This is a genomic window from Teichococcus aestuarii (assembly GCF_003116135.1).
In the GTDB taxonomy this organism is placed as follows: domain Bacteria; phylum Pseudomonadota; class Alphaproteobacteria; order Acetobacterales; family Acetobacteraceae; genus Pseudoroseomonas; species Pseudoroseomonas aestuarii.
This window is the reverse complement of the sequence record NZ_PDOA01000006.1, coordinates 39578-65195: the sequence shown is the minus strand read 5'-3', so window position 1 is coordinate 65195 and position 25618 is coordinate 39578. Positions and strand designations below refer to the sequence as shown.

23 protein-coding genes are annotated in these 25618 nt (G+C 73.0%); 7 read left to right on the top strand and 16 right to left on the bottom strand.

The genetic code is table 11. The annotated features are described in order from the left end of the window. Nucleotides 1-16 precede the first annotated feature (16 nt). From CR165_RS11090 to CR165_RS11075, 4 genes are read right to left on the bottom strand one after another with little or no spacing between them, the layout of a single operon-like run. The gene (locus CR165_RS11090) at nt 17-1006 is read right to left on the bottom strand and encodes a Bug family tripartite tricarboxylate transporter substrate binding protein (protein WP_109517058.1); all 990 of its coding nucleotides are present in this window, start codon (nt 1004-1006) and stop codon (nt 17-19) included. Then, entirely contained in the window at nt 1003-1518 is a 516-nt protein-coding gene (locus CR165_RS11085; protein WP_109517057.1) for a GAF domain-containing protein, read from the bottom strand. Before CR165_RS11085 ends, CR165_RS11090 begins: the two co-directional genes overlap by 4 nt. Further along, nucleotides 1515-3131, bottom strand: a complete 1617-nt coding sequence (locus CR165_RS11080) for an ABC transporter substrate-binding protein (RefSeq protein ID WP_109517056.1) — start codon at nt 3129-3131, stop codon at nt 1515-1517. The genes CR165_RS11085 and CR165_RS11080 overlap by 4 nt, the downstream gene beginning before the upstream one ends. After that, entirely contained in the window at nt 3118-4971 is a 1854-nt protein-coding gene (locus CR165_RS11075) for a CocE/NonD family hydrolase (RefSeq protein WP_109517055.1), read from the bottom strand. Before CR165_RS11075 ends, CR165_RS11080 begins: the two co-directional genes overlap by 14 nt. Nucleotides 4972-5111: 140 nt before the next feature. On the opposite strand from CR165_RS11075, the gene CR165_RS11070 reads away from it, so the two are divergent. After that, a complete protein-coding gene (locus CR165_RS11070) occupies nt 5112-6035 on the top strand; it encodes a LysR family transcriptional regulator (RefSeq protein WP_109517054.1) in 924 nt (307 codons plus the stop codon). Here the strand turns inward: CR165_RS11070 and CR165_RS11065 are convergent. The 3 genes from CR165_RS11065 to CR165_RS11055 all read right to left on the bottom strand — a co-directional run bounded on the left by CR165_RS11065 (nt 6010) and on the right by CR165_RS11055 (nt 9148). After that, nucleotides 6010-7155: a CaiB/BaiF CoA transferase family protein gene (locus CR165_RS11065; protein ID WP_281262101.1), complete on the bottom strand. Its 1146-nt coding sequence runs from the start codon at nt 7153-7155 to the stop codon at nt 6010-6012. The two genes, CR165_RS11070 and CR165_RS11065, sit on opposite strands and share 26 nt — an antisense overlap. Next, entirely contained in the window at nt 7152-8132 is a 981-nt protein-coding gene (locus tag CR165_RS11060) for a tripartite tricarboxylate transporter substrate binding protein (protein WP_109517053.1), read from the bottom strand. The genes CR165_RS11065 and CR165_RS11060 overlap by 4 nt, the downstream gene beginning before the upstream one ends. A 74-nt stretch (nt 8133-8206) precedes the next feature. Beyond that, a complete protein-coding gene (locus CR165_RS11055; protein ID WP_109517052.1) occupies nt 8207-9148 on the bottom strand; it encodes an NAD(P)H-dependent flavin oxidoreductase in 942 nt (313 codons plus the stop codon). Between the two features lie 180 nt (nt 9149-9328). Here CR165_RS11055 and CR165_RS11050 point away from each other — a divergent pair, with 180 nt between their 5' ends. From CR165_RS11050 to CR165_RS11035, 4 genes are all read left to right on the top strand, one after another. Then, nucleotides 9329-10279: an IclR family transcriptional regulator gene (locus tag CR165_RS11050; protein WP_146201882.1), complete on the top strand. Its 951-nt coding sequence runs from the start codon at nt 9329-9331 to the stop codon at nt 10277-10279. A gap of 166 nt (nt 10280-10445) precedes the next feature. Further along, the gene (locus CR165_RS11045; RefSeq protein ID WP_109517050.1) at nt 10446-11534 is read left to right on the top strand and encodes a PRC-barrel domain-containing protein; all 1089 of its coding nucleotides are present in this window, start codon (nt 10446-10448) and stop codon (nt 11532-11534) included. A gap of 74 nt (nt 11535-11608) precedes the next feature. After that, nucleotides 11609-12148 carry a DUF421 domain-containing protein gene (locus CR165_RS11040; protein ID WP_109517049.1) on the top strand — a complete coding sequence of 180 codons (540 nt, stop codon included), beginning with the start codon at nt 11609-11611 and terminating at the stop codon, nt 12146-12148. A gap of 52 nt (nt 12149-12200) precedes the next feature. After that, nucleotides 12201-13451 carry an MFS transporter gene (locus CR165_RS11035; RefSeq protein ID WP_219929726.1) on the top strand — a complete coding sequence of 417 codons (1251 nt, stop codon included), beginning with the start codon at nt 12201-12203 and terminating at the stop codon, nt 13449-13451. A 4-nt stretch (nt 13452-13455) separates the two neighbouring features. Here CR165_RS11035 and CR165_RS11030 read toward each other — a convergent pair whose 3' ends face one another. Genes CR165_RS11030 through CR165_RS11015 form a run of 4 tightly spaced genes read right to left on the bottom strand, consistent with a single transcriptional unit; the run spans nt 13456 to nt 17273 of the window. Then, nucleotides 13456-14127, bottom strand: a complete 672-nt coding sequence (locus CR165_RS11030) for a nitroreductase (protein ID WP_109517047.1) — start codon at nt 14125-14127, stop codon at nt 13456-13458. Next, nucleotides 14124-15275, bottom strand: a complete 1152-nt coding sequence (locus tag CR165_RS11025; RefSeq protein WP_109517046.1) for an acetyl-CoA acetyltransferase — start codon at nt 15273-15275, stop codon at nt 14124-14126. Before CR165_RS11025 ends, CR165_RS11030 begins: the two co-directional genes overlap by 4 nt. Then, a complete protein-coding gene (locus CR165_RS11020; protein ID WP_109517045.1) occupies nt 15272-15706 on the bottom strand; it encodes a Zn-ribbon domain-containing OB-fold protein in 435 nt (144 codons plus the stop codon). The genes CR165_RS11025 and CR165_RS11020 overlap by 4 nt, the downstream gene beginning before the upstream one ends. Before the next feature lie 22 nt (nt 15707-15728). Then, on the bottom strand, nt 15729-17273 hold the full coding sequence (locus CR165_RS11015) for an AMP-binding protein (RefSeq protein ID WP_109517044.1): 1545 nt from the start codon (nt 17271-17273) through the stop codon (nt 15729-15731). A gap of 195 nt (nt 17274-17468) precedes the next feature. Here CR165_RS11015 and CR165_RS11010 point away from each other — a divergent pair, with 195 nt between their 5' ends. Then, nucleotides 17469-18461, top strand: coding sequence for a Bug family tripartite tricarboxylate transporter substrate binding protein (locus CR165_RS11010; protein ID WP_181378105.1), 993 nt, complete (start codon nt 17469-17471; stop codon nt 18459-18461). Further along, a complete protein-coding gene (locus CR165_RS11005) occupies nt 18458-20041 on the top strand; it encodes an AMP-binding protein (protein WP_109517042.1) in 1584 nt (527 codons plus the stop codon). The genes CR165_RS11010 and CR165_RS11005 overlap by 4 nt, the downstream gene beginning before the upstream one ends. Nucleotides 20042-20064: 23 nt before the next feature. Here CR165_RS11005 and CR165_RS11000 read toward each other — a convergent pair whose 3' ends face one another. The 5 genes from CR165_RS11000 to CR165_RS10980 all read right to left on the bottom strand — a co-directional run bounded on the left by CR165_RS11000 (nt 20065) and on the right by CR165_RS10980 (nt 25537). After that, on the bottom strand, nt 20065-21039 hold the full coding sequence (locus CR165_RS11000) for a tripartite tricarboxylate transporter substrate binding protein (protein WP_109517041.1): 975 nt from the start codon (nt 21037-21039) through the stop codon (nt 20065-20067). Then, nucleotides 21036-21872 (bottom strand): SDR family NAD(P)-dependent oxidoreductase, encoded by an 837-nt coding sequence (locus tag CR165_RS10995; RefSeq protein WP_109517040.1) that lies wholly within the window; start codon nt 21870-21872, stop codon nt 21036-21038. The genes CR165_RS11000 and CR165_RS10995 overlap by 4 nt, the downstream gene beginning before the upstream one ends. A 41-nt stretch (nt 21873-21913) precedes the next feature. Continuing rightward, a complete protein-coding gene (locus CR165_RS10990; protein WP_109517039.1) occupies nt 21914-22897 on the bottom strand; it encodes a Bug family tripartite tricarboxylate transporter substrate binding protein in 984 nt (327 codons plus the stop codon). A gap of 62 nt (nt 22898-22959) precedes the next feature. Next, nucleotides 22960-24123, bottom strand: coding sequence for an acyl-CoA dehydrogenase family protein (locus CR165_RS10985; RefSeq protein ID WP_109517038.1), 1164 nt, complete (start codon nt 24121-24123; stop codon nt 22960-22962). Between the two features lie 379 nt (nt 24124-24502). Beyond that, nucleotides 24503-25537 carry a site-specific integrase gene (locus tag CR165_RS10980; protein WP_181378104.1) on the bottom strand — a complete coding sequence of 345 codons (1035 nt, stop codon included), beginning with the start codon at nt 25535-25537 and terminating at the stop codon, nt 24503-24505. Nucleotides 25538-25618: the final 81 nt, after the last annotated feature.

Here is a 25618-nt window from a genome sequence, read left to right as displayed (position 1 = left end):
TGGTTCCGTCTCTTGGTCAGTCCGGCGTGATGCCGGAGGCCTGGATCACCGGCGCCCAGGCGGCCACCTCCTGGCGCACGAAGGCCTGCGCCTCGTCCAGGTAGAGGCGGCCCGCCGTCGTCGCCGTCTCGGCGAAGCGGCGCTGCACGTTGGCCGTGCCCTGGGCGTGGCGCACCGCCTCGGCCAGCCTCTCCAGCACCGGGCGCGGCGTGCCGGCGGGGGCGGCGAGGCCGGCCCAGCCATCGGCCACCACATCCGGGTAGCCCAGTTCGCGGAAGGTCGGCACCTCCGGGAAGTCGGGCGAGCGCTGCGGCGCCGAGGTGGCCAGCGGCCGCAGGGCGCCGGAGCGGAGATGCGCGCTGGTGGCCGTCAGGCTGTCGAGCACGCTCGGCACCACGCCGGCCATGACGTCGGTGATGGCCTGGGTGGAGCCGCGATAGGGCACGTGCTCCAGCGCCACGCCGGTGGCCCTGGCCAGCCGCAGCCCGAGCAGGTGCGCGACGCCGCCGACGCCGGAGGTGCCGTAATCCATCGGCTTCGCCCGCGCCGCCGCCAAATACTCCGCCAGGCTGCGGATGGGCAGGCGCGGATCGACGCAGAGCAAATAGGGCGTGCCCATCATGATGGCGATGTGGGCGAAGGAGCGGTCCGCATCGTACTGGATGCGGTCGCGGTAGAGGGTCTGGCCGATCGCCAGGCCGCTGATGGTGGTGATGAGCAGCGTGTAGCCATCGGCCGCCGCGCGCGCCACGTAGCCGGTGCCGAGGGTGGAGCCGGCGCCGCCCCGGTTCTCCAGCACGATGCTCTGGCCGAGCACGCCCGTCATCTCCTGCGCGATGACGCGGGCGGCGATGTCGGTCGCGCCGCCGGCGCCGAAGGGCACGATCATGCGGATGGGCTGGGCCTGCGGCCAGGGCGCGGCCTGCGCCGCCGCCGGCCGCGCGGCGAGGCCGGCGGCGAGCGGCAGCGCGCCGAGCAGGGCGCGGCGGGTGGGCAGGGTGGTCATGCGGCGGTTTCCCCGGCGGCGGCGAGAAGCAGGAAGGCGGGCACGGCGAATTGCGCGAAGGCGCGCACCAGCGGCAGATCGGCCTCGGTGTACCAGCCCTCGGCATGCATCAGGTTCACCTGCCCCAGGGTGCGGCCCTGCCAGCGCACCGGCGTGTTCATGGCGCTGCCGCAGCCCAGCGCCGAGGCGCCGGCATGGTCGGGGTAGGAGCGGCGCAGCTCCTCCGCCGCGCGGATCAGGATGGGGCGGCCATGCTCCATCAGTTCCCGCATCCGCGGCGCCTGGGAGGCGCGCTTGCGCCCGCCCACCGGGTAGTGCTCCGGGTGGTTGGACCAGACGCGCTCCGCCTCGCCATCCGGATAGTGGATCTGGATGGTGCAGAGGCGGTGGCCCACCGCCTCGGCCAGCGCCTGCTCCAGCGCCTGGAACAGGGCGGCGGGCTGGCCCGGCTCGGCCTGGGCCAGGGCGAGGCGCGCCAGGGCGGGCCAGGGATCGGGGCGCGCGGCGGTCATGCGGGGGTGGCGTCCATGGCCAGGGTCCGCTCGTCCGAGCGCGGCTGGAAGGCGATGCCCTGCCGCACCGCCCAGAGGTTCTGCAGCATCAGCAGCGGGATGATGGGCGTCTCGGCCATGGCCTGCTCCGTGGCCGCGACCAGCAGCCGCTCGCGCTCCGCCTCGTCCACGGTGGAGACGGCGCGGGCGATGGCGGCATCCAGCGCCGGGTCGCTGTAGCGGCCGTAATTGTAGAGGCCGAGGCTGCGCTCCTTACTGTTGGTGGCGAAGCACTGGCTCAGCATGTAGCCGCCCTCGAAGGTGGCGCTGCCCCAGCCCCACAGCCCCATGGAGAATTCCTGCCGGCCGCCGCGCGCGGCATAGGTGCTCCAGGGCATCGCCTCCACCGTGGTCTGCACGCCGATGCGCGTCCACATCTGCGCCACGGCCTGGGCCAGGCGGGCATCGTTGGGGTAGCGGTCGTTCGGCGTGTGCAGGGTCAGGCGAAAGCCCTCGGGCAGGCCGGCCTCGGCCAGCAGGCGGCGGGCGCGGGCCGGATCGGGCTGCGGCGGCACCACCTTCGGGGCGTAGGAATAGCCGCCGGGCGGCATCCACTGGTTGGTGGGCGTGCCGGTGCCGAGCATCACCCGGTCGCCCAGCGCCTCGCGGTGCAGGGCGAGGGAGAGCGCCTCGCGCACCCGCCGGTCGCGGAAGGGGTTGCGCGGCAGGGGCGCCCCTTGCGCGTCGGTGACGAAGGGGCTCTCCCCCTCGCGCGAGAGGTCCGGCACCAGGTAGATCAGCCGGATGCCGGGGATGGCCTTGACCGAGACGCGCTCATCCTCGCGCAGCCGCGGCAGGTCGCTCACCGAGGGGGTGTCGATCAGGTCCACATCGCCCGAGAGCAGCGCGGCGGTGCGGCCGGCCGGGTTGCTCAGCAGCCGCAGCGAGACGCTCTCCCAGGCCGGGCGGCCGCCCCACCAGGCATCATGCCGCGCCAGCTCCACCCGGTTGCCCGGCGTGTAGCCGGCGAAGCGGTAGGGGCCGGTGCCGATGGCCGCCTTGCCGGAATTGTAGTCGGCCGTGCTGGCCCCCTCCCCCACCCGGCGCGAGACGATGCCGACATAGGTGAGGTTCGGCCCGAGGTCGGGCGCCGGCACGGGGGTGTGCAGGCGGATGGTCAGCGGGTCGATCACCTCCACCCGCTCCACCGCGCGCAGGAAGCCGCCGAAGCCGCCCGGGCTGTTCGGCACGTCCCGGGCACGCTCGAAGGTGAAGACCACGTCGTCCGCCGTGAAGTCGCCGCCATCGTGGAACTTCACGCCGGGGCGCAGCCTGAATTCCCACAGCGTGTCCGAGAGCGGCTTCCATTCCGTGGCGAGGCCGGGGATCAGCCGGCCATCCGGCGCGCGGTTGATCAGCCGCTCGAACATGTGCATCGCGACCGTGTGGTTCGGCACGGCGTGGTAGAAATGCGGATCGATGGTGGTGAAGGCGCCGCCGAGGCCGATGCGCAGGGCCGTGCCCTGGGCGGGACCCTGGGCGTGCGCGGGGCGGGGCGCCAGCGCGCCCCAGCCGGTGGTGGCGAGGGCGCCGCCAAGGGCACCTGCGGCGGCAATAAGGTCACGACGTCGCATGGGGCAACTCCAGGGCAGCGGTGTAGGGGCGGAGCGGCAGCTCCAGGGCGGAGGCGCGGTCGCCGCCGCGCAGCAGGGTCAGGCGCGGCGGGCGGCCATGCGGCACCTGCACCGCGTGGTCGGCATCGGCGCCGGAGAGGGAGAGGCGGAGGCGGCTGCCGGCCCGGAACACCCAGGCCACGGGCAGCAGCGGAATGCGGATGCGCTCCGCCCGCCCCGGCACCAGCGGCGCCGCATCCTCCCGCCGGAAGCTGCGGAAGGGCCAGGTGGTGCGGTAGTTCTCCGGCGCCGGGCTCTCCTTGCGGTGCAGGGCGCGCAGCAGCCCCTCGGTGACGTAGCGCACCGTGCCGTCCGCCTCCACCTCGGAGAGATAGACGAAGAGCGCGGCATCCGGCTCGCTGCTCTCCAGCCAGAGATCGGCCAGGCCGTGGCCCGCCAGTTCCATCGCCTCCGGCAGCGGCGCCGAGGTCCAGCCCGCCAGCGCGGCTTCCCGCTCCGGCCAGTCGGCGTGGTAGGTGGTGCTGTTGATGCCGGCGATGCGCTCGTAGCGCGTCCCCTGCCCGCTGCCCCAGGCGAAATCCGCCGTGGTGGTGTCGGCCCCCGCCGCGCCGGGGGACTCGGCCAGCGCGCTCCCCTCGGCGAGATGGAGGCGCCGCGTCTCCGGCACGGGCGGCCAGGCCTCGGCGCTGCGCCAGGCCTCGGCATGCATCGCGAAGTAGTGGATGGGCGCCTCCTGCTCCAGCCCCGTGGGCCGGCGCAGCAGGTAGTGGTCAAAGAATCGCAGCAGGGCGCCGAGCAGGTCGAAATCCGGCGTCTGCGCCCGGCGCCAGGGCGAGACATGGCAGCGCGCGCCATGGTCCCAGGGGCCAAGGATGAGGTGCACCGGGTTGTCGCGCAGCGTCAGGTAGCGGGAGATGGCGCCGTTGGCGTAGCCCGCGCCATCCATCCAGCCGGAGACGGCCAGCACCGCCACATCCGGCCGGATGCCGCCGCGCACCGAATAAGGGCTGAAGGAGGCGGAGCTGAAGGACGCGTCGTAGGGCAGCGGCTCCTCGCGGAAGCGGAACTCGCCCATGAAGTCCGGCTGGCGGAAATTGCCGAGATGCTCGCGCAACGCCTCGGCCAGCAGCGTGCCGTCGGCGTCCTCGTCCACCGGGTGCGGGCCGGCGAGGTCGGGGTTGGCGTAGTAGACGTAGTTGCGCAGCAGGTCGCGCCGGTCGTGGTCCATGGCGACCATCAGGTCGTCATAGCTCTTGGCGAGCTGCTTCAGCAGGATGCCGCCGGGATAGTAGTTGTCCGCGTAGGTGTCCCACACGGCGAAGAGCGGCGCGATGGCCTTGACCGCCGGGTGCCCCGTGCTGGCCAGGAAGTCCGAGGCCGCGCCGGGATAGGAGATGCCCGTGGCGCCGATCTGCCCGTCCGACCAGGTCTGCGCCACGATCCAGTCGGCGATCTCGCGGCTGTCCTCGCGCTCGCGCGGGGAGCGGAAGCTGTCGCGCGTGCCGAAGCTGGCGCCGGTGCCGCGCACATCCACCACCACCACCGCGTAGCCGCGCGGCACCAGGTGGCGGACGAACTTGCCGGCATTGGGGATGGCGTCGCCGCTGCCGCCCTCGCGCAGCCGGAAGCGGCGGTAATAGGGCGTCAGGATCAGGATGGCGGGCACGGGGCCCTCTGCCCCCTCCGGCCGCCAGACATCGATGGCGATGCGGCAGCCGTCGCGCATGGTCAGGTAGCGGGAGGCGGGCGCCGCCGGCAGGGCGAAGGGCGCCTCGCGGCGGGCGGCGTAGTCCGCGGGGGCGAGGCGCCAGGCGGTGCCGCTCTCGTCGCGGTCAGACATGGCGCTTCGGGCCTCCTGGGCGGCCGGTACGGGGGGCGGCATCTGTCATCATTCCGTCAGGGTTCGGCCAGGGCCGTCCTTGCGTCAAATGCATTATCCGGTGCAGATCATGCGCTTTCCGCACAGGATGAGGAGGCCGCATGCTCAAGATCAGCGCGCTGGAGGCGCTGCGGGCCTTCGTCGAATGCGGCTCGGTCAGCCAGGCGGCGGCGCGGCTCGGGCGCACCCAGCCGCAGGTGGGGCGGCTGCTGGCGGGGCTGGAGCAGTCCCTCGGCTTCGCCCTGTTCACGCGGGAGCGGCAGCGCCTCTCCCTGACGCCGGAGGGGCGGCGCTTCTACCAGCAGGCGGAGCGCGTGCTGGCCGGGCATGACGGGCTGGCGCAGCTCGCGGGGCAGATCCGCGGCGGGCAGCGGGACAGCCACCTGCGCATCCTCACCGCGCCGCAGATGGCCAATGCCCTGCTCGGCGAGGCGCTGGCCGAGATGGCCCGCCGCGCGCCGGACTTCACCGCCAGCATCGACACCCGCGTGCGGCTGGATGCCGAGGCGGTGGTGGGCCAGGAGCATTTCGACCTGGGCGTGACGGTGCCGCCCCTGCAGCACCCCGGCCTGCGGGTGGAGCCGCTCTGCGAGGTGGAGGCGGTGGTGGTGATGCGGCGCGACCACCCCCTCGCCGCGCGCCGGCAGGTGGAGTTGCCGGCCCTGGTGGAGCACGACCTCATCGCCACCCATGCGCGCTCGCTGCTGCGGCAGCGGCTGGAGCAGCATTGCCGGCAGGCGGGCCTGATGCCGCGCTACCGCTTCGAGGCCGCCAATGGCGTGGTGGTGTGCCAGATGGCGGCGCAGGGCCTCGGCCTAGCGCTGGCCGACCCCTTCGTGGCGCTCTCGGCGGCCGCGCCGCAGCTCGTCATGCGGCGCTTCCGGCCGGCCGTGCCGCTGCCCTACGGGCTGTTCTACCCGGCCTGGCAGGCCCGCTCGGAGACGGCGCAGGTCTTCGCTGGCCTGGTCTCCGAGGTGGCGCAGCGGCAGGCGGAACAGCTCATGCGCCGGCTGCGCCGCGGCTGAGGCCGCCCCTCCCCGCGCCCCAGCCGCGCAGCACATCGGCCACCGTGGCGGGTGCCGTCTCCGCCGGCGGGGCGCCGGGGGTGCGGGAGAAGCGCGGCGCCGGGGCCGGGGCGGCGACGCCGTCCGCCTCGATGAAGCTGCCGCGCGCCGCGTTGTGCGGGTGCGCGGGCGCCTCGTCCCAGTCCAGCACCGGCGTCACGCAGGCATCGCTGCCGGCGAAGGCGGCCTCCCAATCGTCGCGGCCGCGGGTGCGGAAGAGGCGGGCCATCTGGGCGCGCATCTCCGGCCAGAGGGCGCGGTCGCGCTGGCCGGCGATGAAGCGCGCATCGAGCCCGAGGCGCCGCGCCATCTCGGCGAAGAAGGCGGGCTCCAGGCAGCCGACCGCCAGGAAGCGGCCATCCGCCGTCTCGTAGGTGTCGTAGAAGGGGGCGCCGCCATCGAGCAGGTTGGCCCCGCGCTCCAGCGACCAGTGGCCGGCGGCGCGGAGCCCGTGGAAGAAGGCGGAGAGCGCCGCCACGCCGTCGGTCATCGCGGCATCGACCACCTGGCCACGGCCCGAGCGCTCCCTCTCCCACAGCGCCGCGAGCAGGCCGAAGAGCAGCATCATCGTGCCGCCGCCATAGTCCGCCACCATGTTGAGCGGCGGCACCGGGCGCTCTCCCGCGCGGCCGATGGCGTGCAGCACGCCGGTGAGGCCGAGATAGTTGATGTCGTGCCCGGCGCTCTGTGCCAGCGGCCCGTCCTGCCCCCAGCCCGTCATCCGCCCGTAGACGAGGCGCGGGTTGCGGGCGAGGCAGGGCTCCGGCCCCAGCCCCAGACGCTCCATCACGCCGGGGCGGAAGCCCTCGATCAGCACATCCGCCGCGGCGGCGAGCTCCAGCGCCTGCGCCACCCCGCCCGGGGATTTCAGGTCCAGCGCCACGGCGCGGCGGCCGCGCCCCACCACATCGTGCCGCGCCGCCATCGGCATGGCGCGGCCGGGGGCGGCGGGGCGGTCCAGCCGCACCACCTCGGCGCCGAGCCCGGCCAGCAGCATCGCCGCCAGCGGCGCGGGGCCGATGCCCGCCATCTCCACCACGCGGAGGCCGGCCAGCGGCCCCCCCTCACCCGCCCCGCTCACGCGGCGAGCAGCTTCAGGCGGCGCAGCAGGGCGCGCTCGCGCTCCACCTGGGCGCGCAGGGCGGCGGCATACTCGTCCGGCCCCAGATACTCCGCCACCATGTCCGCCTTCTGCAGCACGGCGCGGTGCGCCGGGTCGTCCATCGCCGCGCGGAAGGCGTCGTGCAGCCGGCCGACCACCGCCGGCTGCATCCCCGCCGGCCCCACCAGCCCGTAGGGCGAGGTGATGACCATGCCGTCATAGCCCAGCTCCACCAGCGTCGGCACATCCGGCCAGCGGCGGGAGCGCTGCGCGGTCCAGACGTTCAGCCAGCGCGCCTTGCCATTGTCCACCAGCTCACCGAGGCCGGCGCTGTTCGCCACGGCATCGACATGCCCGCCGAGCAGCGCCGGGATGGTGTCCGCCTCGCCGCGGAAGGGCACGTGGTTGAACTGCACATCCTCGCGCAGCCCCAGCTCCAGCATGCCCAGATGCAGCGTGCCATTGGCGCCGCTGTTGCCGACGCTGAGCTGCCCCGGCCTCGACCGCGCCGCCTGGACGAAGTCCCGCCAGCTCTCCCAGGGCGCATCGGCGCGCACGGCGAGGCCGAAGAAATAGCCGGTGAGGTGGATGACCGGCGAGAAATCCCGCAGCACGTCGTAGGACATGGGCTGCAGCATGGCCAGCCGCATGGCGGGGGTGATCATCTGCGCCAGGGTATGGCCATCCGGCCGTGCCTTGGCCGTGGCGGCGACGCCCAGCGTACCGCCGCCGCCCGGGCGGTTCTCGATGATCACCGGCTGGCCCAGCCGGCGCGCGGCGCCCTCGGCCAGGGCGCGCATCTGCTGGTCGGTGGTGCCGCCGGCGGTGAAGGGCACCAGGATGCTGACGGGGCGGCTCGGGAAGCCGGCCTCGGCGCGGGCCAGGCGCGGCAGGGCGAGCCCCGCCGCCAGGCCCGGCAGGGCACGGCGCGGCAGGGTGGGCGGAGCGATGGGCATGGATGTTCCTCCCTGGAACGGCGGAGGGGCGGCGGGGCTCTTGCGCGGCCCCGTCCGGCCCGGGATGGGGGCTTTTACTCGGCGGCCATGGCGAACCCGGCCGGGGCCACGGCGCGGTACTCGGCGGCCAGGCGCTGGCAGAGGGCGGCGACGCCGGGCACGTCCTCGATGCCGCCGACACCGTGGCCGGCCGACCAGATGTTCTTCCAGGGCCGGCTCTCATGGTCGGAGACGTTGAGCGGCGTGGCCTCGTCCAGCGCATCCGGGTCCAGCCCGGCGGCGGCGATGCTGGCGCGCAGGAAGTTCGCCTTCACCCCGCTGATGGCGGCGGTGTAGAGGATGTCCTTCGCCCGCGCCTCGAGGATCATGCGGCGGTACTCGGCCGGCGCCATGCTCTCCTGCGTGGCCACGAAGCGGGTGCCGATATAGGCGAGGTCCGCCCCCATCAGCCGCGCCGCCGCCACCTGCCGCCCCGTGTTGATGGCACCCCCCAGCAGCAGCGTGCCGTCGAACATGCCGCGCAACTCGGACAGGAAGGCGAAGGGGTTCAGCGTGCCGGCATGGCCGCCGGCGCCGTTGCAGACGGCGATCAGCCCGTCCACCCCCGCCTCGATCGCCTTCTCGGCGTGGCGGGTGTTGATGACGTCGTGGAACACCAGCCCGCCATAGCCGTGCACCGCCCGCACCACCTCGGCCACCGCGCCGAGCGAAGTGATGACCAGCGGCACCTTGTGCGCCACGGTGGTCCGGAGATCCGCCTCCAGCCGCTTGTTGCTGCGGTGGACGATGAGGTTGACGCCATAAGGCGCAGCACCCGGCGCCTGCGCCAGCCGCTCCCCGATCTCCTCCAGCCAGGCGGCGTATCCCTCGTTGCTGCGCTGGTTCAGCGAGGGGAAGGTGCCGACGACGCCGGCGCGGCAGGTCTCCACCACCATGTCCGGGCCGGAGACCAGGAACATCGGCGCGGCCACGGCCGGCAGGGCCAGGCGGCCCTCGAAGGCGGCGGGAAGGGGCATGGATCGGTCTCCTCCGCAAGGCGGGGGCGGAACCGCGCAGATCCCCAGCCGCCGCCGCGTTTTCGTTGCCGGGGACCGTAGGGCGACGCATTCGTCTTGCCAAGCGAAACGTTGACGCCATGTTGCAGAGGCAGGGCCGTGCTATGGAAGAACGGCCGCCCGAGCCGAGGAGTGACCCGCGTGCCGCCCAAGCCTTCCGCCAGCCGCCCCCGGCGGAGCCCCGCCCCGGCCGGGGCGCCCTCTGCCGAGGCACCCGCCACCAAGGCGCCCGCTGCCAAGGCGCCCGCTGCCAAGGCGCCGGTCGTCCTGGCCGCCTCCCGTTCCGCCGTGCGGCTGGTCTATGACCAGGAGGATGTCAGCGCCGACTATGCCAGCGACCGCCGCTTCGTCTGGGCGCTGGCGCGCGGCATGGAAGTGCTGCGCGCCTTCGAGCCGGGGCGCGGCCCATTGGGCGTGGGGGAGATCGCGGCGCTCACCGGGCTGCCCAAGCCCACCGTCTCCCGCCTCACCTATACCCTGGCCGAGCTTGGCTACCTGCGCGTGCTGCACAAGCAGGGGCGCTACGAGCCGGCGCCGGCGCTGCTGGCGCTGGGCTATCCGGTGCTGGCCAATCTGCGCGTGCGGCAGGCGGCGCATGACCACATGCGGCAGCTGGCGCAGGAGACCGGCACCGCCGTCGGCCTCGCCAGCCGCGACCGGCTCTCGATGATCTATGTGGAGAACACCGCCTCCAGCGCGCTGGCCACGCTGCGGCTCGGCATCGGCAGCCGGGTGGAGATGGCACGCAGCGCGCTGGGCCGCGCCTTCCTGGCGGCGCTGGGCGAGACGGAGCGGGACTACCTGCTGGAGCGCCTCGCCCGCCGCTATGGCGCCGCCTGGGCCGAGCTGAAGCCGCGCGTGCTGGACGGCATCGCCCAGGTGCAGGCGCGCGGCTTCTGCATCGTCGATGGCGAGTGGCAGCCGGATGTGCGCACCGCCGGCGCGCCGCTGGTCTCGCTGGACGGCACCACCATCATGGCCATGAACATCGGCGCGCCCGGCTACATGCTGGACCAGGCGCGGCTGGAAAAGGAGCTCGGCCCCCGCATCGCGCACCTCTCCCGCATGGTGGCGCCGCTGCTGGGCTTCTGAGAAGCGGCTGGGCCTGATTTGGGCGGAATGGGGCTCTTCTGCCTTTTTTTGGCCCCAATTGCCGAACCCGGTGCGCCTCGCCTGGTTGTCTCTCGCTCAGGTGGACGCGACCGCGGACGCCTCCCCCGCACCCGAGGGTGCAGCGACACGCACAAGGGAGACGCACATGGCCACGAAAACTCTGCTGTCCGGTTCTGTTCTGGCGGTGGCCTGCCTGGCCCCCTGGCTGGCCAGCGCCCAGCCCGCCAGCTCCGCTGGCGAGAAGACCGGCCAGAGCCAGGCTTCGTCGGGACAGAGCGCCCAGGGCAAGACGAGCCAGGGCAACCCAGTCCAGGGCAAGCCGGTCCAGGGCAAGGCAGGCCAGGACCAGGCGATGCAGGGCCGCCAGGTGGCGCAGCAATGCCGGCAGGACCTTACCGCCTTCCGCGGCAGGGTGGAGAAGGAAGGCTACTGGCTGACCGGCTATCGCCAGGGCTATGGCTGGAACAACACGGCTGCCTTGCGGGTGGATGGCTCGCGCGGCGCGCCCGCCGACATGCAGGCGGCCCGCCAGGGCGGCACGCCGGCGGCCGGCGGCGCCAACCCCGGCACCGGCAGCCCGGCCGCGCGCGGCACGGCAGGCGCGGCGGATGGCAGCGCCAACCGCGCCGCCATGGCCAGCGGCGGCACCGCCCCCTGGGGCGGCCTCAACTGGAACACCCCGCCGGCGCAGGAGCTGGGCACGCTCTACCGTGCCGCCGCCGTGCTGGCGCAGCGTGGCGAGGAGCAGGCCTGCCAGACCGTGCTGGGCCAGGTGCGCAGCGTCTACGGCGAATATGCCGGCCAGCTCCGCGAGGCGGGCGTCGAGCCTGGGCAGATGGTCTCCTACCGCCAGCAGCAGCTGGCCGCGGCCCAGCCCGTGACGGAGATGCGGCGGAACTTCCGCGCCGATACCATCACCGGCACCGATGTCCGCAACCCGCAGGACGAGAGCCTGGGCAGCGTCGAGGATGTCGTCCTCAACCCCGGCACGGGCGGGATCGGCTATGTGATCCTCTCGCGCGGCGGCTTCCTCGGCCTTGGGGAGGACTACATCGCGGTGCCCTGGGCACGGCTGCGCGCCACGCCGCAGATGGATTCCTTCGTGCTGCCGATGAGCGAGGCGCAGCTGGAGAAGGCGCCGTCCGTCGATCCGGACAGCTTCGCCGATGGCGGGGCGGGCCAGCAGCGGCGCCAGGAGATCGACAGGTTCTGGCAGCAGAGCCGGGGCGGCTGAGCCCGCCGCGAGCCGAAAGCTAATGCCGGGGCGGAGGGTGCCATCCCTCCGCCCTTCCTCATGAAAGGCCGTGCATGTTCTTCGAGTCCTGGTTCGGGCTGCTGCGGGTGCTGGTGGTGGGCACCCTGGCCTATGCCGCGCTGGTGTTCCTGCTGCGCCTCTCCGGCAAGCGGACCCTGGCCAAGCTCAACGCCTTCGACCTGATCGTCACCGTCGCGCTCGGCTCCACCCTGGCCACCGTGCTGCTCAACAACTCCGTGGCCCTGGCCGAGGGGGTGCTCGCCTTCGCATTGCTGGCCGGGCTGCAATATGCCGTGGCCTGGCTCTCGGTGCGCTCCACCCGCTTCGATGCGCTGGTGAAATCCGAGCCGAGCCTCCTGCTGCACAAGGGCCGCTTCCTCGACGCCGCCCTGCGCGCCCAGCGCGTGACGCGCGACGAGGTGCTCTCCGCCCTGCGCGCCGCGGGCGTGCCGGGCCCGGAGCAGGCCCTGGCCGTGGTGCTGGAGACCGATGGCACGCTGAGCGTGCTGGGCAGCCGCCCGCCCGGGGAGGAAGGGGATGGCGCCGCCTCCAGCCTGGCCGGCATGCTGCCGGGGAAGGCAAGCCGGGATTGACGCTGGCCCGCCCCGCCCCGAGGCTGCGGGGGCAATGCGGGGCGGGAAGCGAATGGTTCACATCACGGCGGATTCCCGCCTCTCCTGGCTGCGGCTGGCGCTGGCCACGCTGGCGGCCACGGTGGGCGGCGTCGGCATGTGGTCGGTGGTGGTGGCGCTGCCGGCGGTGGAGGCCGAGTTCGGCATCTCCCGCGCCGCCGCCTCCCTTCCCTACACTCTCACCATGGTGGGCTTCGCGCTTGGCGGCGTGGCCTTCGGCCGCGCGGTGGACCGGTTCGGCCTGGCGCGGCCGCTGGCGGTGGCCGGAATCGCACTCGGGCTGGGCTATGCCGGCGCGGCGGCGGCGCAGAACCTCTGGCAGTTCGCACTCGCGCAGGGGCTGCTGATCGGCGCCGCCAGCTCGATCGGCTTCGGGCCGCTGATGGCGGAGGTCTCGCACTGGTTCCACCGGCACCGGGCCACCGCCATCGCCGTCTGCGCCGCCGGCAACTATCTGGCCGGCGCCTTCTGGCCGCCGGTGATGCAGCAGATGATGGCGGCGCAGGGCTGGCGGGTGGCGCATCTCGTCATCGGCCTCACCTGCGTCGCGGTGCTGGTGCCGCTGGCATGGACGCTGCGGCGGCCGGCGGTGCGCCCCGCCGCCGGCACGGCGCCCCCGCCCGCGGCCATGCCGGTGGCCCGGCCTGCCGGCGGCACGCTGCCGCTCTCGCCGGCGGCGTTGCAGGTGTCGCTCTGGGTGGCGGGCATCGCCTGCTGCGTCGCCATGGCCACGCCGCAGGTGCATATCGTAGCCTATTGCGGCGACCTCGGCTACGGCGTGGCGCGGGGGACGCAGATGCTGGCGCTGATGCTGGCCTGCGGCATCGTCAGCCGCGTCGCCTCCGGCTGGGTGGCGGACCGCATCGGCGGCCTGCGCACGCTGCTGCTGGGCTCGGTGCTGCAGGGCGTGGCGCTGGTGCTCTACGCGCTGTTCGACGGGCTGCTCTCGCTCTACGTCATCTCGGCGCTGTTCGGCCTGTTCCAGGGTGGGCTGGTGCCGAGCTACGCCATCGTGGTGCGCGAGCACTTCCCCGCCGCCGAGGCGGGCGAGCGCGTCGGCAAGACGCTGATGGCGACGCTGCTCGGCATGGCGCTGGGCGGCTGGCTGGCGGGCCGCATCTTCGACTGGAGCGGCGGCTACCACGCCGCCTTCGTGCATGGGCTGGCCTGGAACCTGCTGAACATCACCGTCATCGGCTGGCTGCTGTGGCTGGCCACGCGCCACAACGCCACGGGCGGGCGCCTGGCGCGGGCCGCCGGCTGAAGCCTCAGCCGGGGTCGTGGAAGGTGGTGAAGACGGCCAGCTTCTCGCGCTCCGAGGCGAGGCGGTTGGCCGGCTCCTCCGGGTCCGCCCAACCCAGCGCCATGCCGCAGAGCACAACCTCGCTCGCCGGGATGCCCAGCTCGCGCCGCAGGATGTCGGGGTAGTTGGCGATGGCGGCCTGCGGGCAGGTGTCCAGCCCCTCCCCCCGCGCCGCCACCATGATGGATTGCAGGAACATGCCGTAATCCAGCCAGCTCCCCTTCTCCAGATCGTCGTCGATGGTGAAGACGAGGCCGACCGGCGCGCCGAAGAAGTCGTAGTTGCGGCCCTCCTGCCGCTTGCCGGCGGCGCGGTCGCCTTTCTGCACGCCGGTCAGGCCGTAGAGCTGCCAGCCGAGCTGGCGGCGGCGCTCCACATAGGGGGAGCGCCATTTCGTCGGGTAGTATTCATAGTCCCGCCGGCTCGGCTCCTCCGCCTCGTGCGCCGCGCGCAGCGCGGCGGTGACGCGGGCGAGGCTGGCGCCCGCCAGCACATGCAGCTTCCAGGGCTGGATGTTGCTGCCGCTCGGCGCGCGCGCCGCGAGGGTCAGGATGCGCTCCACCGTCTCGCGCGGCACCGGGCAGGGCAGGAAGCCCCGCACGCTGCGGCGGGAGGCCAGCGCCTCCGCGGGCGTCATGGCCGCTCCCGCCCCAGCACGATGGTGCCGCTGGCCGAGAACATGCCGCCCACCCCGTGGCAGACGGAGATGTTCACGCCCTCCACCTGCGCCGGCGCGGTGCCGCGCACCTGGCGCACGCTCTCCTGCAGCGCGAACATGCCGTACATGCCGGTGTGGGTGTAGGAGAGGCCGCCGCCATTGGTGTTCATCGGCAGCTTGCCGCCCGGCGCGGTGTGGCGCGCCTCGATGAAGGCCCCCGCCTCGCCGCGGCCGACGAAGCCCAGATCCTCCAGCCCGTAGAGCGGCAGATGGGCGAAGGCGTCGTAGATCATCAGGTGGTCGACATCGGCATGGCTGATGCCGGCGGAGCGGAACGCTTCCGGGCCGGCAACGCGGAAGGCGCGCGAGCTGGTGAAATCCTCCATCTGGCTGATCATGTTGGTCTCCACGCTTTCGCCCGTGCCGAGGATGTAGGCGGGCCGCTGCGGGAAGTCCTTCGCGCGGTCGGCGCGGGTGAGGATGAGGGCGCCGCCCCCATCCGTCACCAGGCAGCATTGCAGCAGCCGGAACGGATAGGCGATCATCCGGCTGTTCAGCACGTCGTCGACCGTGATCGGGTCGCGCTGCGCGGCGCGCGGGTTGCGCGAGGCCCATTCCCGCTGCACCACGGCGACCATGGCGAGCTGCTCATGCGTCACGCCATAGGTCTTCATGTAGCGCAGCACGGGGATGGGGAAGAGCGTCGGCGGGCCGAAGGGGCCGAAGGGCGCCTCGAACTGCCCGTTCAGGCTCTGCGGCTCCGGCGGGCGGGGCGTGGCGTTGATGCGGGACTTGCCGCTCTCCCCATGCGTGATCAGCACGGTGTTGCAGTAGCCGGCATGGATGGCGGCGGCGGCGTGGCGCACATGCAGCATGAAGGAGCAGCCGCCGACGCTGGTGCCGTCCACCCATTTCGGCGTGATGCCGAGATAGTGCGCCACCTGCTGCGTCATCATCGCGCCGGTGCAGGCCACGCCGTCGATATCGGAGGGCTTCAGCCCGGCATCGGCCAGGGCGTTCAGCGCCGCGTCGGCGTGCAGCATGATCTGCGACATCTCCGGCACGCTGCCGATGCGCGTGCTCTCGGCGGCGCCGACGATCGCGATCGAACCAGGAGCGATGCTCATGCCCGCTCTCCCGCCGGTGTTCCTTGCGCCGGCCGGAACAGCGGCAGGGTGATCTCGTCATCCATCGGCGTGAAGGCCACTTCCAGCTTCATGTCCAGTTGCAGCGCCTCGGGCGTCTGCGGGCAATCGACGATGTTGGTCATCATGCGCGGCCCCTCCTCCAGCTCCACCACGGCGATGGCATAGGGCGGCTCGAAGCCCGGCACCTTGCGGTGATGGATGACGTAGCTGTGCAGCGTGGCACGTCCGCTGGCGGCGAAGACCGAGACCTCCCGCGCGCCGCAGCCGGGGCAGAAGGGGCGCGGCGGAAAGTAGGCCTTCTCGCAGGCCTGGCAGCGTTGCAGGCGCAGCTCGCCGGCCTTGGTGCCATCCCAGAAATGTTGCGTCTCGGGCGTGGGCTCGGGGCGCGGTCGCCCGGCGGGCAGGGCCATGCCAGTCTCCTTGTGGGTGTTCTCAGGCAACGGAGAGCGCGGCGCCGTCGCGGTAGCGCTCCTTCAGCACGCGGCGCAGCAGCTTGCCGGTCTCGCTGCGTGGCAGTTCCTCGGCGAAATCGATGCGCCGCGGCACCTTGGGGCCTGCCAGGTGGGCGCGGCAATGCGCCACCAGCGCCTCCTCCAGCGTCGGCGTGACGGGCACGGCGGCGCGCACCACGGCGCGCGCCACCTCGCCGAAATCCGCGTCCGGCACGCCGATCACGGCGGCCTCGGCCACGGCCGGGTGGCGCAGCAGCACCTGCTCGATCTCCCACGGATAGACGTTCACGCCGCCCGACAGGATCAGGTCGGCCCGCCGGTCGCTGAGATAGAGGAAGCCTTCCTCATCGACATGGCCGAGATCGCCATAGGTGGCGCGGCCCTGGCTGTCGAAGGCGGCGGCGGTCTTCTCGGGCGCGTTGTGGTAGCGGAAGGTGGCCCCTCCCGAGAACCAGATGCCGCCGACCTCGCCGGGCGGCAACTCCTCCCCCTCCGGCCCCAGGATGTGCAGCCGGCATTCCAGCGCCCGGCCCACCGAGCCGGGGCGGCGCAGCCAGTCATGGCTGTCGATCACCGTGCCGCCGATGGATTCCGAGCCGGCATAGTATTCGACGAGGATCGGCCCCCACCAGTCGATCATCGCCTGCTTCACCGCGCGCGGGCAGGGCGCGGCGGCATGGATGGCGACGCGGTGGCTGGACAGGTCGTGCGCCCTCCGCTCTGCCTCGGGCAGCGCCAGCAGGCGGGTGAACATGGTGGGCACCCACTGGCTGTGCGTCACGCGATGGCGCTCGATCAGCGCCAGGCTGCGGGCGGCGTCGAACTTCCGCATCACCACCACCGTGCCGCCGCGGTCGAGCGTGCGCATCACGTAGCGGTGCGGCGCGGCATGGTAGAGCGGCGCGGGCGAGAGATAGACGCTGTCCTGGCCGATGCCGTAGGTCGCCACCCAGCCGGGCGACCAGTCCGGCGCGCCGCGCTTTTCGGGCGGCAGCAGGTCGCGCCGAATGCCCTTGGGCAGCCCCGTGGTGCCGGACGAATAAAGGAAATCCCGCCCCACCGGGCGTTCCGGCAGCGGCGCGGGCATGGGGTAGGAAGCCAGCTCCGCCTCTACCGAGCGGTAGCCGGGCAGCCCCTCCCCCGTGGCGCAGCGCGGCAGCGCGGCGAGCGCCGCATCCTCCGCCACCTCCGCCGCCAGCCCGGCCAAAGCAGGGCTGACGATCAGCAGCCGCGCATCGCTGTCGGCCAGCATGTAGGCGATCTCGGGCACGCGCAGATGCGTGCTGAGCGGCGTGTAGTAGAGCCCGGCGCGGCGCGCGCCATGGGCCAGCTCCAGCAGCGCCGGGCCGTTCTCCAGCAGCAGCGAGATGCCGTCCCCCGGCCGCAGCCCGAGGCCGATCAGCCACTGCGCCAGGCGGTTGGCCCGCGCATCCAGCGCCGCGAAGGTCAGCGCCGCCCCGTCATCGGGGAAATGCGCCGCCACCCTGTCGGGCTGAAGCTGCGCCCAGCGTGCCAGATGCGCCATGGCTCGGACCCTTCTCCTCATGCCGGCGCTCTGCGTCGCCGGTCGTGGGGGAGCCTGCGGCATTCCGCTGCAATGCGTCAATGTCCCGCTCCATGGTTTTTCCGGCTCGCACAGCGGAATTGACTCGCATCCGATCCCTGCCGCAGGCTGGGCGCCGACAAGCCCGGCACGAACCGGAGCATGGGAGGAAGACGGATGCGGCATCACGCTTTGTCCAGGCGGGCGGCCCTGGCCGGGCTCGGGGGCGTGCTGGCGGCGCCCGCCCTGCCGCGCGGCGCGGCAGCGGACACGCCCTATCCGGGCAGCCAGCCGGTCAGCATCGCCCTGCCCTACGCCCCCGGCGGCGCGCCGGACGTGCTGGCCCAGGTGCTGACGCAGGGGCTCTCCGCGCGGCTCGGCGGCACCTTCGTCATGGAGCACAAGCCCGGCGCCTCCACCACGCTGGCCGCGCGGCACGTGGCGCGGGCGAAGCCGGACGGCAACACGCTGCTGATGGGCACCGTGGTCACCTTCACCACCGCCCCCTACGCGCTGCGCGACCCGGGCTATGACGCGGTGAAGGATTTCGCGCACATCACCATGATCTCGGACACGCAGTTCCTGCTCGTGGCGAACCCGCGCTGGGAGAGCCTGGAGGCGCTGCTGGCGGCGGCGCGGCAGCGGCCGGGGCAGCTCTCCTTCGCCACCTGGGGCGTCGGCACCACCGCCCACCTGATGATGGTGGACCTGATGGCGCGCACCGGCACCGAGCTGCTGCACGTGCCCTACAACGGCTCGCCCCCCGCGCTGACCGACACCATCGCCGGCCGCACGGACCTGATGTTCTCTACCTTCGCGCCGGCGCGGCCGCATGTGGAAAGCGGGCGGCTGCGGGCGCTGGCCATCCCCTCCACCGCGCGCAGCCCCGCCCTGCCGGCGGTGCCGACGCTGGCGGAGCTGGGCCAGAAGGATTTCGTCAGCAGCGGCTGGTTCACCCTCTCGGCGCCGTCCGGCACGCCGCCCGCCATCCTGGCGAAGCTGGAGCGCGCGGCAACGGAGGCCTTCGCCGCGCCCGAGGCCCGCGCGCGCCTGGACCGGCTCGGCCTGGTGCCCGCCACCCCGGGCCCCGAGGCGCTGATGGACCGGCTGACCCGCGAGGCCGCGCTGAACCGGCGCCTCATCCAGGCCGCCGGGATCCAGCCCGAATGAGCGGCCCCACGGCCCAAGGCATGGCACAGGGCACGGCACAGGCCGGCATCACCATGGGCCATCTCGCGCTGCTCGGGCTGCGGCGCAACCCGGAGCGGCCGGCCTTCGTGCAGGAGGGGCAGGTCTGGTCCCGCCGGCATGTGGCGGCGGGCATCCATGCCCTGGCTCGGGCGCTGCAGGGCTTCGGCCTGCGCCCGGGCGAGGGCGTCTCGGCGCTGATGGCCAACCGGCCGGAGGTGTTCATGCTGCGCACCGCGGCGCAGCTCATCGGCTGCCGCTACACGGCGCTGAACCGGCTGTCCGGCCCCGCCGACCTCGCCCACATCCTGCGCGACGCCGAGATCCGCCTGCTGGTGCACGACCCTGCCGAGGCGGGGCGCGCCCATGCGGCGGCGGAAGCGTCCGGCTGCGGCCTGGTGCTCTCGCTGGGCGGCGGCGGCGCCCGGGATCTGCTCGCCGCCGCCGGGGCGGAGTCCGACGCGCCCTTCGACCCGATCGGCGATGAGGAGGGTCTTGGCCAGATCAGCTACACCGGCGGCACCACGGGCCAGCCCAAGGGGGTGATGCTGCCGCACCGCGCCCTGGTGCAATGCGCCACGATGATGCTGGCCGAGTATGACTGGCCCGCCGTGCCGCGCATGCTGCTGGCGACGCCGCTGAGCCACGCCGCCGGCTCGCTGGTGGTGCCCGCCCTGCTGCGCGGCGGTACCGTGCATGTTCTGGGCGGCTTCGAGCCAGAGGCCTATCTGCGCTGCATCGAGGCGGAGGGCATCAACTGCGCCTTCGGCGTGCCGACCATGATCCGCGCCCTGCTGGCCGAGCCGCGCCTCTCCCGCGCCCGCACACGGATGCTCGAGACCTTCATCTACGGCGCCGCCCCCATCGCCCCCGCCACGCTGCTGGAGGCGATGGAGCGCATCGGCCCCGTCTTCATGCAGCTCTACGGCCAGACGGAGGCGCCCAACACCGTCTGCCTGCTGCGCCGCGCGGAGCACGACCCGGCGCGGCCGGAGCGGCTCTCCGCCTGCGGCCAGCCCATGGCGGGGGTGGCGGTGAAGCTGCTGGCCGAGGACGGCACGCCGGTGGAGCGCGGCACGCCGGGCGAGATCTGCGTGCGCGGCCGGCTGGTGATGCGCGGCTACTGGAAGCGCCCCGAGGAGACGGCGGAGGCGCTGCGCCATGGCTGGCTGCACACCGGCGACATCGCCCGCGAGGACGAGGAGGGCTACCTGCACATCGTCGACCGGCGGAAGGACATGATCATCTCCGGCGGCTTCAACGTCTATCCGCGCGAGGTGGAGGATGCGCTGGCCACCCACCCGGATGTGGCGGCGGCGGCGGTGATCGGCGTGCCGGATGCGCGCTGGGGGGAGCGGGTGCAGGCCTTCGTCGTGCCGCGCCAGGGGCGGCGGCCGGAGGAAGCGGCGCTGGCCGCGCATGTGCGGGCGCTGAAGGGCGCCGTGCAGGCGCCGAAGACGGTGGTGCTGGTGGACGCTCTGCCCACCACGCCGATCGGCAAGATCGACAAGAAGGCGCTGCGCGCGGGCTTCTGGCAGGAGGGGACGCGCCAGGTGCACTGAGGCGCGCCCTCCTCCTCCTGCGCTCAGTCGATCTGCAGGCCGAGCCGCCTCACCGTCGCGCTCTCCTCCGCATAGAGGCGGCGGGCGAAGGCGGCGTAGGTCTCGCTGTCCATGTAGCGCAGCGCCATGTCGAAGCGCTCCAGCGCGGTGACGGAGCGCGGGTCGTGCAGGGCGTCCTTGAAGGCGTCGTGCAGCACGCGCACCGTCGCGGCCGGGATGCCGCGCGGTCCGCCGATGCCGTAGGGCGAGTCCGAGACGATGTCGAGGCCGAGGTCGCGCAGCGTCGGCGTCTCGGGGAAGCGCTTCGCCCGCTCCGCGCCCCAGGTGCAGAGCAGCCGCATCCGCCCCTCCAGCACCAGCGGCGCCCAGCTGCTGGAATCGGCCGCCAGATGCGTCTGGCCGGAGAGCGCGGCCTGGATGTTGTCCGGCCCGCCGCGGAAGGGCACATGCACCCACTGCACCCCCGCCAGCTCGCCGATCCGCTCCATGGTGATGTGCAGCGAGCTGCCGACGCCGGGCGTGCCATAGGTGACGCGGCCCGGGTTGCGCCTCGCGTGGTCGATCAGCCCGGCCCAGTCCCGCCACGGCGCGTCCGGCCTCGACACCACGCCGAACAGGTAGCCGGTGAGATGGATGATGTAGGTGAAATCCTTCAACGGGTCGAAGGTCGGGCGCTTCGTCATGGCGGGGTAGCGGAACAGGGTGACCGGGATCTGGCCGATCAGCGTGCCGTCGCCCTGCGCCTCGTTGGCCATCATCTGGCCGCCCAGCGTGCCGCTGGCGCCGGGCTTGTTCTCCACCAGCACGGTGCGGCCGAGGCGCTGCGAGGCGAGCTCGGCCAGCAGGCGGAAATGGCTGTCCGCCGTGCCGCCGGGCAGCCAGGGCACGACCAGGCGGATGGGCCGCTCGGGCAGCGCGGCGCGCAGCGGCGCCGGCCGCGCCAGGGCGGCGCCGCCCGCCAGAGCCAGCGCCGCGCGCCGGCCAAGCGGTGCGCTCATGGCCGCCCGCCCCCCACCACCAGCGTCTGCCCGCTGACATAGTTGGATTCGGGGATGCAGAGCAGGTAGACCGCCCCCGCCGCCTCGGCCGGCGTGCCGCCGCGCCCGAGCGGGATCAGCGCCTCGGCGTTCTTCAGCACCTGCGGGTTGACGCCCACCTTGATCGCGCGGCCCTCGATGTCGATGGAGGCGCCCTCCCCCGCCGCCGCCTCGGTCAGCCGCGTCATGATCAGCCCGAAGGCCACGGCGTTGACGTTGACCTTGTAGCGCCCCCACTCCTTGGCCAGCGCCCGCGTCATGCCGGCGACACCCGCCTTGGCGGCGGAGTAGTTGGCCTGGCCCGCATTGCCGTAGACGCCGGAGGTGGAGGAGATGTTCACCACCTTGCGGAACCTCTCCTGCCCCGCCTCCGCCTCGCGCTTGGCGGCCTCCCGGATGAAGGGGGCGGCGGCGCGCAGGATGCGGAAGGGCGCCGTCATGTGCACGTCGATGATGGCGTACCACTGCTCGTCCGTCATCTTCTGGATGACGTTGTCCCAGGTGTAGCCGGCATTGTTGACGATGATGTCGATGCCGCCGAAGGCATCCAGCGCGGCCTTGACGATGCGCTCGCCGAAATCCGCCTCCGTGACGCTGCCGTTGCAGGCCACCGCCTCGCCGCCCGCGGCGCGGATGGCGGCCAGCGCCTCCTCCGCCGGCCCGGCATCGAGGTCGTTGATGACCAGCCTTGCCCCCTCGGAGGCCAGCTTGAGCGCGATCTCGCGCCCGATGCCCCGCCCCGAGCCCGTCACCAGCGCCACCTTGCCAGCAAGCTTGCCTGTCGCAGCCGTCATCGTTTCCATGTTCCCTGTGGGTTTCGTTGTCGCGCGGGGCGTCACTCGGCCGAGATGCCGGTGCGCTCCACCAGTTCCGCCCAGCTCTGCCGGGCGCGCCGCACCTCCCGCGCCATGTCGGACGGGCCAAGCCACTGCAGGATGAAATCCTGTTCCGCGAGGGTGCGCCGCACCTCGGCCCGCTCCGTCGCGGCGCGGAAGCTGCCGGCCAGGGTCTCGACGATGGCGGCGGGCGTCCCCGCCGGCGCCAGCATGCCGACGAAGCCGCTCCAGGCGAAATCCTCCGGGTAGCCGAGCTCGACGAAGGTGGGCACGCCGGGCAGGCTCGGCAGGCGCTGGCGGCCGAGGCAGGCGAGCGGGCGCAGCGTGCCGTCCAGCAGATAGCCCTTGGCCGAGGTCATGCTGACCAGCGCGCAGTGCAGCCTGCCGCCGATCAGGTCGAGCAGCTCCGGCGCCTCGCCGCGATAGCCGACATGCGTCATGCCGAGCCCCGCCACGTCGGAGAAGAGCTGGCCGAAGACATGCCCGGTCGAGGCGGGGGAGTATGAGCCGAAGCTGTAGTTCCGCCCCTTCGCCGCGGCGACGAATTCCGCGAGCGTCCGCCCCGGCACATCCTTGTTGCAGGCCAGCACCAGCGAGGTGGTGCCAAGCTGGCCGATGGGGGCGAAATCCTTCTCGGCGTCGTAGGGCGCGCGGCGGAACACCACCGGGCTCTGCACCAGGCTGCTGATGGTGAAGAGCAGCGTGTGGCCATCCGGCGCCGCGCGGGCCACCGCCTCGCTGCCGATCATCGAGGCGGCGCCGGAGCGGCAATCCACCACGAAAGGCTGGCCCAGCGCCTCGGCCATCGGCGCGGTGACGAGGCGGCACCAGGTGTCGGTGGCCCCGCCCGGCGGGAAGGGCACCACCACGCGGATGGGCTTGTCCGGATAGGCGGCCCGTGCCGCACCGGCCGCGGCATGGGCCAGGCCGGGCAGCGCGCAGGCGGCCGCCGCCGCGGCCCCCAGCAGGGTCCTGCGTTGCATCTCTCTTTCTCCTCCCTGGCGCCGCCCCGTGTGCCCGGGGTCGGCCTGCGGCGCCCGCGGCGCTACAGCGTGCGGGCGATGATCTCCTTCATGATCTCCGAGCTGCCGCCATAGATCCGGGCGACGCGCGCATCCGCCCAGGCACGGCCGATGGCGTACTCGCTCATGAAGCCGTAGCCGCCATGCACCTGCAGGAACTCGTCCAGCAGCTTGTTCTGCATCTCGGAGGCGACGAGCTTGGCATTCGCGCCCATCTCCACCGAAAGCGCGCCGCGCAGGTGCAGCTCCAGGCAGTGATCGACGAAGACGCGCAGCATGGTGGCCTGCGCCTTGGCGTCGGCCAGGCGGAAGCGGGTGTTCTGGAAGTCGAACACCGTGCCGCCGAAGGCCTCGCGCTGGCGCGCATAGGACACCGTCTCCGCCAGCATCGCCTCGATCGAGGCGGCGGCGCGGATGGCGATGATCAGCCGCTCCTGCGGCAGGTTGTGGATCAGGTAACGGAAGCCCTGCCCCTCCTCGCCGAGGCGGTTCTCCACCGGCACGCGCACCTCGTCGAAGAAGAGCTCGGAGGTGTCCTGCGCGTGCAGGCCGATCTTCTCGAGGTTGCGGCCCTTGCTGAAACCGGGCGTGCCCTCCTCGACGCAGATCAGGCTGATGCCCTTGCGCCCCGCCGCCGGGTCGGTCTTGGCGACGACGATGACGAGGCCGGAATTCTGCCCGTTGGTGATGAAGGTCTTGGAGCCGTTCAGCACGTAGTGCTCGCCTTCGCGCCGCGCCGTGGTGCGCACCGCCTTGAGGTCGCTGCCCATGCCCGGCTCGGTCATGGCGATGGCGCCGATCAGCTCGCCCCGCGCCATGCGCGGCAGCCAGTCGCGCTTCCGCGCCTCGGTGGCATAGGCCAGGATGTAGGGCGCCACAATGTCCGAATGCAGCGGAAAGCCGACGCCGCTGGCATTGGTGCGGGCGATCTCCTCGATCAGCACGGCGGAATAGCCGAAATCCGCGCCGGCGCCGCCGTACTCCTCCGGCATGGTCGGGCAGAGCAGCCCCTGCGCGCCGGCCAGGCGCCAGACCTCGCGCGGCACCAGCTGGTCGCGCTCCCATTGGCGATGGAAGGGGACGATGTGGCGGTCGAAGAAGCGGCGCACCTGGTCGCGGAACAGCTCGTGCTCGGCGCCGAGGACGGTGCGGGCGGGGGCGGCGGGATGCGGGGCCTGGGTGTCCATGGCGCCGGCCTCAGCCCTGGCCCGCGTGACGGCACGGCGCACCCGGCCGGTTCTTCTGCATGGCTTCCTCCCGCTGCTCGGCGTTTCCCAAACTGTATGTTGGTACGTTCGTCTTGCCTAGCGGAATAAGCGAGTTGCCTGTCGTTTGAAACATCGCCCGGGCGGGCGCGAATGCGCCGCGGCCCGCCATCCGGAATGGCGGGCCTGACCCAGGTGCGGAGGCAGGAAGGGAAGGGGCAGGCAGGAAAAGGGTAGCAGGGGCCAAGAAGTCTTGCGGATCGGTCCCGATCCGCCTTCAGGCGCCGGCGCTCCGCCATGGCTACGCGCCATGAGGCGCTGCGCCCATCCGGGCGCAGGCGCCTCGCCGGGGAATCCGGTATCAGAGGTCCAGCAGGCGCGCCGGGCTGTCCTGGGTGATCTTGGCGCGGCGGCGGTAGGATTGGGTGGTCGCGAAATCCGATTGCCGGGCGTGGTGCATCACCTGCTCGTCCCGCGCCCCGTTCAGATAGGCCTCGGTGATGAAGCCGGCACGCAGCCCGTGCGGCGAGAGGCGCTCCCGCTCATCCACCGTTAGACCGGCCCGCTCGGCGCGGCGGCGCAGGATGCGCCACACCCCCTGCGGGCTGAGCCGGTCCTCCATGGTGCCGGCGGCGGTGACGCGGCGGAACACCGCGCCGTACTCGATCCGGCTGCGGCCCAGCCACTGCTCCATGGCGCGCACCGGGCAGGAGAGCGGGTTCAGGCCGCGCGGGATGCCGAGATCCGCCCCCTCCCCTTCCTGGTCGCGCTTGGAACGGGGGATGCGCAGCGTCATGCCATCGGTGGTGAAGCGCAGATGCTCGCGGTCGATCGCCACCAGCTCGGAGCGGCGCAGGGCACCGGCGAAGCCGAGCAGGAAGATGGCGCGGTCTCGCAGCCCGGCGAGATCGGTGCCGCAGACGTTGAGAAGCTGCTTCACCTCCACCGAGGTCAGCGCCGCCGCCGGCCGCACAGGCTTGGAGTGGGTGGCGAAGATGCCGCGCAGCGTGGCGCGGATGGCCGGGTCCCCCGGTTGCCAGGGATGGCCGGACTGCCGGTGCATGTGGGCGATGGCGGCGAGGCGGCGCTTGAGGCTGTTGCGGCCCAGCGTCTGCGCGACGCTGGCCAGGTGCCCGGCGATGACCACCGGCGCCGCCGGCAGGGCGGAGACGCCCCCCGCCCGGCACCAGGTGGAGAAGGCCTTCCAGTCGGAGGCGTAGGCGCGGCGGGTGTTGTCCGACAGGGCGCGGCCGGCGTAGTTGGCGGCCTTGGCCACCGCCTGCCCCACCGGCCCGGACAGCAGCGCCAGCGCCTCGGGCGAGAGGGTGCCGGCGGCGAGCTGCAGCACCTCCTGCGGCACGGCCGGCGGGGACGCGGAACTGTCCTGGTCGGCCATGCCTCTGTCCTCCTTTTGAGCAGCCCCGGCGAACGGGAACATGTGTTCCCATTCTGCCGGGGCGGGGCCGCTTCGGCAAGA